Consider the following 10,755-nt stretch of genomic DNA (forward strand, 5'->3'; position numbering starts at 1 on the left):
CGCCCCGACGACCGCGGGCGGGCCTGGGCGGCCGTCGAGGGGCGTCAGCCGGATCGCCGGATATTCGACGGCGCCCTCGCGGCCGCTCTGCCACGATCGTCGTATGGACGACAAAGGCGGTGCCGGAACCGGGACCGGAACGACGGGCGACGCCGACGGCGGCCGGGCGGGCGAGGTCGGCGGCGCGGGCGGCGGGGGCAGGAACTCGTTCGAGGAACTGCTCGCCGAGGGGGCGGCCGTCCCCACCGAGGGGTGGGACTTCTCCTGGTTCGAGGGGCGCGCCACCGAGGCACGGCCCTCCTGGGGGTACGCGATGTCGCTGGCCGCCCGGCTGGCGGGCGCGAGCGCCGCGCTCGACGTGCAGACCGGGGGAGGCGAGGTCCTCGACTTCGCCCTCGGCCGCGCCGCCCCCAAGGCCCCCGTCCTCACCGTCGCGACCGAGGGCTGGCCGGCGAACGTCGCCAGGGCCACCGCGCTGCTGCGGCCGCGCGGCATCGCGGTCGTCGCGACCGCTCAGGACGCCCCGCTGCCCTTCGCGGACGGCGCCTTCGACCTGGTGAGCAGCAGGCACCCGGTACGGCCCCTGTGGCACGAGATCGCCCGCGTCCTGCGGCCCGGCGGGACCTATTTCGCCCAACACGTCGGCCCGCGCAGCGTGTTCGAGCTCGTCGAGTACTTCCTGGGGCCGCAGCCGCAGGAGGTGAGCTCCAGCCGTCACCCGGACCGCGAGCGTGCCGAGGCGGAGGCGGCGGGTCTGGAGGTCGTCGAGCTGCGGGCGGAGCGGCTGCGCGTCGAGTTCCACGACATCGCCGCCGTCGTCCACTTCCTGCGCAAGGTGGTGTGGATGGTCCCCGGCTTCACGGTCGAGGCCCACCGGCCCCGGCTGCTCGCCCTGCACGAGCGGATCGAGGCGGACGGCCCGTTCGTGGCCCACAGCGCCCGCCATCTCGTCGAGGCCCGCCGCAGGTGACCTGGCCGGGAAGCGCCCGTCGGGCCGCCCCCGGCCGGGCCGGACCGACACGCGTCTCCACGGAGTTTCCACATCGTTATCGCATCTGGTTCGCATCCGCGTCCCGCCTCACGTAAGTTCAAGCGCAGGCAATTCGCGTGAGCAAAGCTGCGTGGACGTCACCGCGCAGTGGAGGGGGCTGCGCGGTGACGCTCGCGTCAAGCGGGCGTTCGCGGCCGGGTTAGCCCGTCAGGGGGACGGGCGGGCGAGTGGCCGGTGAGGCCCGAGTCGCCGCCGAACCTGAACTTTCTTCGGCATCAGGGGTCGATTCCCTGTGAATCAGCTATTTTCCGGCCATGAGCCACCCAGGAACCATGCCTGAAGCGGTCACCCGCGCGTCGCCGCGCGACTGCGGAGAGTAGTTGTGGCGCGCCGATGCGCGCAGCATCACTTACGAAGGGTTATGGTGGAAACCCCCCCTCGGGCCGGTCCGTCTCCCCCCCACGGACCGGCCCGTTTTTCTGCCCAAGTGCGCACAGGGGTAGGCTGCGCCCCGCGGGGACCGCACCGTACGGAGGGGCTGACAATCACGTGAACCTGCGCGACAAGCTGCGCGGCCTTCTGGTCAGGCTGTACGCACGCCGGGTGGAAGGCCACCTGGACCACGCTCAGGTGCCCAAGCACATCGGCGTCATCATGGACGGCAACCGTCGCTGGGCGAAGGCCGCGGGTTCCACCACCGAACACGGTCACCGGGCCGGCGCCGACAAGATCGAGGAGTTCCTCGGCTGGTGCACCGAGACGGACGTCGAAGTGGTCACCCTCTGGCTGCTGTCGACGGACAACCTCGACCGCCCCCAGGAAGAGCTCGTCCCCCTCCTCGGCATCATCGAGGACGTCGTGCGCACCCTCGCCGCCGACGGCCGCTGGCGCGTCCACCACGTCGGCACTCCCGACATCCTCCCCTCCCACGTGCAGACCGCGCTGAAGGAGGCCGAGGATTCCACCGCCCACGTCGACGGAATACTGGTCAACGTCGCCATCGGGTACGGCGGTCGCCAGGAGATCGCCGACGCCGTGCGCTCGATGATCGTGGACGCAGCGGAGAAGGGGACCTCGATGGAGGACCTCGCCGACTCCGTCAGCGTCGACCTCATCGGCCGCCACCTCTACACCGGCGCCCAGCCCGACCCCGACCTGGTGATCCGCACCAGCGGCGAACAGCGGCTGTCCGGATTCATGCTGTGGCAGACGGCGCACGCGGAGTACTACTTCTGTGAGGTCTTCTGGCCGGCCTTCCGCAAGGTCGACTTCCTGCGGGCGCTGCGCGACTACGCGGCCCGCCACCGGCGTTACGGCGGCTGAGGCACACCCCGTCCACGGGCCCCGCGAGGGCGTTCCGCATACCCCCCACGGGGCGGAAGTAACGTGGAGTTCACCGGCGCGCCGTCCCGTGCCCTGGCATGGCGGCGCGTGTTCGAGGGCATAAGCCAAGCAGGTCGACGCCCGAACCACGGGTGTCGGATCTCAGCGGACGGCACGGGGCCGTCCGCCCGGGAGGCCCTTTGCACCAGCCCGACCGTGCGGTCACGGCACGGAACAAGCAGCGGGGGGCCGGTTCTCGGCCCGTGCAGGGCGGCCGAGTACCGGCCCAGCTCCACTCCGTCGCTCCCCGACCTCATCCGAGGGGGTACGTCCTTCCGTGGTGACCAGCACAAAGCGCCGTATGCCAGACCGGCGCACCTATGTTCTCGACACCAGCGTCCTGCTGGCCGACCCGAACGCCATGACCCGCTTCGAGGAGCACGAGGTCGTGCTCCCCATCGTCGTGGTCACGGAACTGGAGGCCAAGCGGCACCATCCGGAGCTCGGCTACTTCGCCCGCCAGGCCCTGCGCCTGCTGGACGACTACCGGGTGAAGTTCGGTCGCCTCGACGCCCCCATCCCGATCGGGGAACTCGGCGGCACCGTCCGTGTCGAGCTCAATCACTCGGACCCCAGCGTGCTGCCGACCGGCTACCGCCTGGGGGACAACGACTCCCGCATCCTCGCGGTGGCCCGCAACCTTCAGGCCGAGGGATTCGACGTCACGGTCGTGTCGAAGGACCTCCCGCTGCGGATCAAGGCCTCCTCGGTCGGCCTCCTCGCCGAGGAGTACCGCGCCGAGCTCGCCATCACCGGTTCGTCCGGCTGGACCGGGATGTCCGAACTGACGCTGGCGGGCGAACAGGTGGACATCCTCTTCGAGGAGGGCCGCCTGCACGTGCCGGAGGTCGCCGACCTTCCCGTGCACACCGGGCTGACCATCCAGTCGGAGCGGGGCAAGGCCCTGGGCCGGGTCACGGCCGACGGCAGCGTGCGCCTGGTGCGCGGCGACCGGGAGGCCTTCGGCATCAAGGGCCGCAGCGCCGAGCAGCGCATCGCGCTCGACCTGCTGCTCGACCCGGACGTCGGGATCCTGTCCATGGGCGGCCGGGCCGGCACCGGCAAGTCGGCGCTCGCGCTGTGCGCGGGCCTGGAGGCGGTCCTGGAGCGCCGCCAGCACCAGAAGGTCATGGTCTTCCGGCCGCTGTACGCGGTGGGCGGGCAGGAGCTGGGCTACCTGCCCGGTTCCGAGGCCGACAAGATGGGCCCCTGGGCCCAGGCGGTGTTCGACACGCTGTCCGCGGTCACCAGCCGCGAGGTCATCGAGGAGATCACCGCGCGCGGGATGCTGGAGGTCCTGCCGCTGACCCACATCCGCGGCCGCTCCCTCCACGACGCCTTCGTGATCGTCGACGAGGCGCAGTCCCTCGAACGGAACGTGCTGCTCACCGTTCTGTCCCGGATCGGCGCGAATTCCCGGGTCGTCCTGACCCACGACGTCGCGCAGCGGGACAACCTGCGGGTGGGGCGTTATGACGGAGTGGTGGCCGTCGTCGAGAAACTGAAAGGGCATCCGCTCTTCGCGCACGTCACGCTCAACCGGTCCGAGAGGTCCCAGATCGCGGCGCTTGTGACCGAAATGCTGGAGGACGGACAGATCTGATCCACCCGCCCCGATACACCGGGGCCAGGAGGCGGTTGGCGCCGCTCGGCAAAGGCTGTGAGCCTAGCCGGGCGGCGCCGGCGTGTGTGGGGGTTTCGCGAAATCCCCGGGGTCTCCACAGGTGTGAGCTTTCACACGCAACTCGGAATTGCCTTGCGGTGTCGGGTTACGGCAGAGTCTCGGTTCTGTCAGGCCCCGCATACGGCACACCTGTACCCCCAGGGGTACGGAAACCCAGTTGCACCACTGTTCAACTCCATAGCGCCGTCGTATGCCGCCCGAGCACCACGCGGCGCTCCCGTTCCGGGAGTTGCCCATCGGGCCCGTGTCTCCTGTGACCCCGCAGTTCGGAGACCAGCGTCAAGGGCACGATCGCGTCCGCCAGGGTCAACGAGGCGGACGACGCTGGAAGGAAAACCGTGTGAGCCGGATCTCGGTCCGGGGATTCGCAGTGGCCTCGGCCACGGCGGTCACCGCTGTCGGAAGCGTCGTCGGCGTTGCCTCGGGCAGCGTCGCGCAGCCCAACGACGCAGAGGCGACGGCGAGCGACGCGACGCTCCTCGCCGACCTGCCCGTGGGCCAGCAGGCCCAGGTGCAGACGGCGTCCCTCACGCAGCAGGCCAGCTACCAGGCCATCGCCGCGGACGAGGGCGCGAAGAAGGACGCCGAGGCGGCGGCCCGCAAGGCCGCGGCCGAGACGGCGGTCGCGAAGAAGGAGGCCGCCGAGAAGGCGGCCAAGGAGCGCGCCGAGGCCAAGACCAAGGCCAGCCGCAGCGCCGGCGACTTCCCGGTCCTGAGCTCCTACTCCACCTCGCAGATCCAGGCGATGGCGGCGCAGATGGTGCCGAGCGGTCAGTTCCAGTGCTTCAGCAACATCGTGGACCACGAGTCCAGCTGGAACTACCACGCGGTCAACGCCTCCTCCGGGGCCTACGGTCTCTTCCAGGCGCTGCCGGCCGGCAAGTACGCCTCCGCCGGCGCCGACTGGCAGACCAACCCGGCCACCCAGATCAAGTGGGGCCTGAACTACATGGACAGCCGGTACGGCAGCCCGTGTGAGGCGTGGTCGTTCTGGCAGGCCAACCACTGGTACTGAGCGCGGGCGGCTCCCGGCCGTCGTCCCCCTTCATCTGATGCATCTGATGACCCAGCAGAAGGAATCCGAGTGAGCCCGATATCCGCCAGGGGATTCGCCGTGGCCTCGGCCACCGCGGTCACCACCGTCGGCGCCGTCGTGGGAGTCGCCCAGGGCAACGCCCTGCACCCCGTCGACGACGCCCAGGCGACGGGCGGCTCGACGCTGCTCGCCGACTTACCCGTAGGCGAGCAGGTCGAGGTGCAGACCGCCTCCCTGTCCCAGCAGGCCGACGTCCAGGCCAACGCCGCCGACGCCACCGCCAAGAAGGCGGCGTGGGAGACGGCCCGCAAGCAGGCCGCCAAGGACGCGGTGGCCAAGCAGCAGGCCGCCGAGGACAAGGCGAAGGCCGAGAAGGCCGAGAAAGAGGCCGAGGAGGCCAAGGAGCGCGCCGAGACGAAGGCCGCGACCCACACGCAGTCCGCCTCGGGCGGCAGCACCTTCGTGCAGCAGGGGTCGTACTCCACCGCCGAGGTCCAGGCCATCGCCCGGCAGATCGTGCCGGGCGGGCAGTTCCAGTGCTTCAGCAACATCGTGGAGCACGAGTCCGGCTGGAACTACAAGGCCGTCAACCCCTCCTCCGGCGCCTACGGCCTGGTCCAGGCCTACCCGGGGTCGAAGATGTCGTCCGCGGGCGCGGACTGGCGGACCAACCCGGCCACCCAGATCAAGTGGGGCCTGAACTACATGAACGAGCGCTACGGCAGTCCCTGCGGCGCCTGGGACTACTGGCAGGCCAACAGCTCCTACTGACGGGCCCGGTCCTCCGCCCGTCCTTGCCGCCCGGGGCCCTCACGGCCCCGCCGGTCCCGCGCAGCCCCTCCCCGTCATAGGGGGAGGGGCTTTCGCCCTGTACGGTCGACAGCGGCCGTGACCGACGACTCCAGGGGGAGTGGTGGGGAGAGACGGGGGAAGAGGACGGATCATGTCGCGAGTGCCAGGGTGGCTCGGCCGGCTCGGCGCCGGTCTGAGCGAGATGAGTGAGCGGCTCGACGAGCGGCGTGCCGAGGTCGAGCGGGAGGGCGCCGAGGCGGAACCGGCGCCCGCCGAGATGTCCGCGCCCGCCGCCGAGGAGTTCCCGCAGGAGGCCGTGGTCCCCGTCCCACGCCCCGATCCCGCGCACGCGGTGCCCTGGGGGGTCCGGGTCGCGGCCGAGGCGGGCTGGCGGCTGCTGGTGCTCGCCGGGACCCTGTGGGTGCTGATAAGAGTCATCAGCGCGATCCAGCTGGTCGTCATGGCGTTCGTGGTCGCCCTGCTCCTGACTGCGCTCCTCCAGCCCACGGTGGCCCGTCTGAAGCGGGCCGGCGTGCCCGGCGGGGCCGCCACCGCGCTCACCGCGATCCTCGGGTTCGTCGTCATCGGCCTGATGGGCTGGTTCGTGACCTGGCAGGTCATGGCGAACATCGACAACCTCTCCGACCAGGTCCAGGACGGCATCGACGACCTGCGCCGCTGGCTGCTGAACAGCCCGTTCCACGTCACCGACAAGCAGATCAACGGCATCGCCAAGAACCTGCGGGACGCGATCGGGAACAACACCGACTCGATCACCTCGGCGGGCCTGGAAGGCGTCACCGTCGTGGTGGAGGCGCTGACCGGCATCCTGCTGGCCTTCTTCTCGACGCTGTTCCTGCTCTACGACGGCCGGCGCATCTGGGAGTGGACGCTCAAGCTGGTCCCGGCCGCGGCCCGGCCCGGTGTGGCGGGGGCCGGCCCGCGGGCCTGGGCGACGCTGACGGCGTACGTGCGCGGCACGGTGATCGTCGCGCTGATCGACGCGATCTTCATCGGTCTCGGCATCTACTTCCTCAACGTGCCGATGGCCGTCCCGCTCGCCGTCTTCATCTTCCTGTTCTCCTTCATCCCGCTCGTCGGCGCGGTGGCCTCCGGCGCGCTGGCGGTCGTGGTCGCGCTGGTCACCCAGGGCGTCTTCGCCGCGGTGATGACGCTGGTGGTCGTGCTCGCGGTGCAGCAGATCGAGGGCCACATCCTCCAGCCGTTCATCCTCGGGCGCGCGGTGCGGGTGCACCCCCTCGCCGTGGTCCTGTCGGTCGCGGCGGGCGGCATGGTGGCGGGCATCGGCGGCGCGATCGTGGCGGTGCCCCTGGTGGCCGTGACCAACACGGTGGTGGGCTACCTGCACACGTACTCGCGCGAGCAGGCCCTGCGGCACGCACCCCGCCCGCGAGGGGCCACGGCGTCGAACGTGGCCCCGGTGACGGCGGCCCCGGCGGGAGGCGCCGAGCCCCCGCCCGGCCCGGCCGCGGAACCCCCGGCCCCGGACGCCTGACGACGACGAAGGCCCCGCACACCCGTGAGGTGTGCGGGGCCTTCGCGCGGCCGCGTACGTCAGTCGCCGAGGATCGCTTCCGCGTCCAGGGTCACGCCGACGGCCTGGATCACCGAAGCGATCTTGAAGGCCTCCTGGACGGTCTCGCGGGAGACGCCCGCCTTGCGCAGCACCTGCTCGTGGGAGTCGAGGCACAGCCCGCAGCCGTTGATCGCGGAGACGGCGAACGACCACAGCTCGAAGTCGACCTTGTCGACGCCGGGGTTGCCGATGACGTTCATCCGCAGGCCGGCCCGCAGGGTGCCGTACTCGTGGTCCGACAGCAGGTGGCGGGTGCGGTAGAAGACGTTGTTCATCGCCATCACGGCGGCCGCCGACCGGGCCGCGGTGTAGGCCTCCGGCGAGAGGTTGGCCTTCGCCTCCGGCGCGAGCTCGCGCAGCACGATCGGGGAACGCGAGGCGATCGCGGTCGCCAGCACCGTGCCCCACAGCTGCTGCGCGGGCAGCTCGGAGTTGCCGATGACCGAGCCGAGGTTGAGGCGCAGGTCCTTGGCGTAGTCCGGTATCGAGGACTTCAGGGAGTCGAGGGACATCTCAGCTCACTCCCCGGCCAGCAGCTTGACCGGGTCGAGGGTGTTCTCGCCCTTGGTCCAGTTGCAGGGGCACAGCTCGTCGGTCTGCAGGGCGTCCAGGACCCGCAGGACCTCCTTGGGGTTGCGGCCGACGGAGCCCGCGGTGACCATCGTGAACTGGATCTCGCGGTTCGGGTCCACGATGAACACGGCGCGCTGGGCGAAGCCGTCCTCGCCCTCGATGCCGAGGTCGCGCATCAGCTCGTGCCGGGAGTCGGCCATCATCGGGAACGGCAGGTCGGTCAGGTCCGGGTGGTCCTTGCGCCAGGCGTGGTGGACGAACTCGGAGTCGCCGGAGAAGCCGAGGATCTGGGCGTCGCGGTCGGCGAACTCCTCGTTCAGCTTGCCGAAGGCGGCGATCTCGGTCGGGCAGACGAAGGTGAAGTCCTTGGGCCACGCGAAGACCACGAGCCACTTGCCCTCGTAGGACTTGTGGTGGATCTGCTCGAACTCCGCACCCTTCTCCAGCGAGACGCAGGCGGTCAGTTCGAACTCGGGGAACTTGTCACCGACAGTGAGCACACGCTCTCCTTGCAGCGAGGGAGCGTCCGGATCGCGGACGCCTCCCTTGGGTTGGACGGATTCGATCGTGGCACAGGGTGCATTGATTCAGGAAATGACTACACTCGATTGCGTTGATCGAAGGTGGTTATCAGTGACTGCACGTAATTCCGGGGCCCTGAGGCGGCCGCCCAGTCTGGCCCAGCTGCGGGCCTTCGCGGCCGTCGCCGAGCATCTGCACTTCCGGGACGCCGCGGCCGCGATCGGCATGAGCCAGCCCGCCCTGTCCGGCGCGGTGTCGGCCCTGGAGGAGGCCCTCGGGGTCACCCTCCTCGAGCGTACGACCCGCAAGGTGCTGCTCTCGCCGGCCGGCGAGCGGCTCGTCGTCCGGGCGAGGGCGGTCCTCGGCGAGGTGGAGGCGCTCATGGAGGAGGCCGGGGCGCTGCGGGCCCCCTTCACCGGCGCGCTGCGCCTGGGCGTCATCCCCACCGTCGCGCCCTACCTCCTGCCGACCGTCCTGCGGCTGGTCCACGAGCGCTATCCGCACCTCGACCTCCAGGTCCACGAGGAGCAGACCGCCGGCCTCGTGGACGGCCTGCACACGGGACGGCTCGACCTGCTGCTGCTCGCCGTCCCCCTCGGCGCGCCGGGCGTCGTCGAACTCCCGCTGTTCGACGAGGACTTCGTGCTGGTCACGCCCCTCGGCCACGAGCTCGGCGGGCGGGAGGGCATCGCGCGCGAGGCGCTGCGGGAGCTGAACCTGCTGCTTCTCGACGAGGGGCACTGTCTGCGCGACCAGGCGCTGGACATCTGCCGCGAGGCCGGCCGCGGGGACGCGCCGGTGACGACCACCGCCGCCGGGCTGTCCACCCTCGTCCAGCTCGTCGCCGGCGGCCTGGGCTGCACGCTCCTGCCGCGCACCGCCGTCACCGTCGAGACCAGCCGCAGCACCCACCTGCTCACCGCCGCATTCGCCGACCCCGCGCCCGCCCGCCGCGTCGCCCTGGCCATGCGTGCCGGGGCCGCGCGAGGCGAGGAGTACCGGGAGCTGGCGGAGGCCCTCCGCGAGGCCCTGCGGCCGCTTCCGGTGCGGGTGATCGAGGGCGAGGCATGAGGTCCGGCCCGGTGTCCCACTCGGTCAAATAACGTCTCCGACAAGCGAATTGGGCTGCCGGGCGGGGCAACTTCCGTCAGCTGGGGGCAGGTCGGAAATCCCGCTCTGGACCACGGGCGCAGGCTGATACACCTTCCCTCCTCAGTGCTACGCGTCAGGCGTATGTGCGAGAGGCCCAAGGGGAGTGATGTCGGGCTACGAGCTGCTCGCACGCGACCTCGCCGCGTGCGGCCGGGACGGCTTCACCGGGGAGGTGCGCGTGTCCGGCTCGCCCGGCGGCGCCTTCCATCTGCGCGGTGGGCTGGTCGTCGCCGTCGAGTCGCCGGGCGCGCCCGGCCCCGAGGCGCTGCTGCTGCGCTCCGGCCGGATCGGCGGCGAGGAGTGGGCCGCCCTGGTGCGCGAGTCGGGCGGCGCGCGCTGGCCGGCCGCCGGGCTGATCGCCCACGGCTACGCGGGGGCCGCCCAGCTCCGGGTGGTCTGCGCGATGTCCCTCCAGGACGCCGCGTTCGCCGTCGTCGCGGGCAGCGTCGACGGCTGCGAACGCGGCCCCGGGGCCGGGCCCCCGCCCGCCGCGGTCGCCGTGGGCGAACCGCCCACCCGGCTGCTCCAGGAGGCCTCCCGCAAGCTGCGCGCGCTGCTGGCGCTGCCGTACCCCGTCCGCCCGGACCGGGAGCGGCCCACGCCCGCCCCCGTCTCCTGCGCGGCGACCCGCCTCGGCGATCTGCGGTGCGAGCTGCTCGCGCACGCCGACGGCCGGCGCACCGCACGCGACCTGGCCTTCCGCACCGGTCGCGGGGTCTACACCGTCACCGTCGAGGTGGCCCGGATGCTGGGCGAGGGGCTCCTGGAGTGCGTGGACGCGCCCCACCCGATCCCGGTCCGGCTGCCCGCCGACGGCGGCGGACTGCGGCCCCGCGAGCCCGCGCCGCCCGCCGCGCCGCCGCGGGCCGGGCCGCCGGGCCCGGACGCGACGGCGCTGCCCCGGCGGCGTCCCGGCGCCAGCGGCATCAACGAGGCCCTCACACCGGAGCCGAGCGGCGGCGTCGGCTGGAAGGAGTTCTTCCGCCTGCGCAACCCCACGGCGAGATGACCCGCCCCCCCCGCAC

At 71.7% G+C, this 10,755-nt stretch carries 10 protein-coding genes; 8 read left to right on the plus strand and 2 right to left on the minus strand.

All coding sequences use genetic code 11. The features are described from left to right. The first annotated feature begins 103 nt into the window (after window positions 1–103). From KMS84_RS24530 to KMS84_RS24555, 6 genes are all read left to right on the plus strand, one after another. Window positions 104–970: a class I SAM-dependent methyltransferase gene (locus tag KMS84_RS24530; RefSeq protein ID WP_256918603.1), complete on the plus strand. Its 867-nt coding sequence runs from the start codon at window positions 104–106 to the stop codon at window positions 968–970. Window positions 971–1,540: 570 nt separating this feature from the next. Continuing rightward, window positions 1,541–2,314: an isoprenyl transferase gene (locus KMS84_RS24535; RefSeq protein WP_190150902.1), complete on the plus strand. Its 774-nt coding sequence runs from the start codon at window positions 1,541–1,543 to the stop codon at window positions 2,312–2,314. 337 nt (window positions 2,315–2,651) lie between these two features. Continuing rightward, window positions 2,652–3,977, plus strand: a complete 1,326-nt coding sequence (gene phoH2 / locus KMS84_RS24540; RefSeq protein ID WP_256918604.1) for an RNA 5'-3' helicase PhoH2 — start codon at window positions 2,652–2,654, stop codon at window positions 3,975–3,977. 421 nt (window positions 3,978–4,398) lie between these two features. Continuing rightward, the gene (locus KMS84_RS24545; RefSeq protein ID WP_256918605.1) at window positions 4,399–5,073 is read left to right on the plus strand and encodes an aggregation-promoting factor C-terminal-like domain-containing protein; all 675 of its coding nucleotides are present in this window, start codon (window positions 4,399–4,401) and stop codon (window positions 5,071–5,073) included. Between the two features lie 69 nt (window positions 5,074–5,142). After that, a complete protein-coding gene (locus KMS84_RS24550) occupies window positions 5,143–5,865 on the plus strand; it encodes an aggregation-promoting factor C-terminal-like domain-containing protein (protein WP_256918606.1) in 723 nt (240 codons plus the stop codon). Between the two features lie 172 nt (window positions 5,866–6,037). Beyond that, complete coding sequence (locus KMS84_RS24555) at window positions 6,038–7,402, plus strand: AI-2E family transporter (protein WP_256918607.1); 1,365 nt, start codon at window positions 6,038–6,040, stop codon at window positions 7,400–7,402. 59 nt (window positions 7,403–7,461) lie between these two features. Here the strand turns inward: KMS84_RS24555 and KMS84_RS24560 are convergent, their stop codons facing one another. Both KMS84_RS24560 and KMS84_RS24565 read right to left on the minus strand, forming a co-directional pair. Further along, a complete protein-coding gene (locus KMS84_RS24560; RefSeq protein ID WP_256918608.1) occupies window positions 7,462–7,995 on the minus strand; it encodes an alkyl hydroperoxide reductase in 534 nt (177 codons plus the stop codon). Between the two features lie 6 nt (window positions 7,996–8,001). Further along, window positions 8,002–8,556 (minus strand): peroxiredoxin, encoded by a 555-nt coding sequence (locus KMS84_RS24565; protein WP_256918609.1) that lies wholly within the window; start codon window positions 8,554–8,556, stop codon window positions 8,002–8,004. Window positions 8,557–8,689: 133 nt separating this feature from the next. On the opposite strand from KMS84_RS24565, the gene KMS84_RS24570 reads away from it, so the two are divergent. Together KMS84_RS24570 and KMS84_RS24575 are read left to right on the plus strand one after the other, a co-directional pair. Next, on the plus strand, window positions 8,690–9,649 hold the full coding sequence (locus tag KMS84_RS24570) for a LysR substrate-binding domain-containing protein (protein WP_256918610.1): 960 nt from the start codon (window positions 8,690–8,692) through the stop codon (window positions 9,647–9,649). A gap of 187 nt (window positions 9,650–9,836) precedes the next feature. Then, window positions 9,837–10,739, plus strand: coding sequence for a MarR family transcriptional regulator (locus KMS84_RS24575; protein ID WP_256918611.1), 903 nt, complete (start codon window positions 9,837–9,839; stop codon window positions 10,737–10,739). The last annotated feature ends 16 nt before the right edge of the window (window positions 10,740–10,755 follow it).

Origin of the sequence: Streptomyces hilarionis (genome assembly GCF_024539675.1) — a bacterium.
GTDB classification, from domain to species: domain Bacteria; phylum Actinomycetota; class Actinomycetes; order Streptomycetales; family Streptomycetaceae; genus Streptomyces; species Streptomyces hilarionis.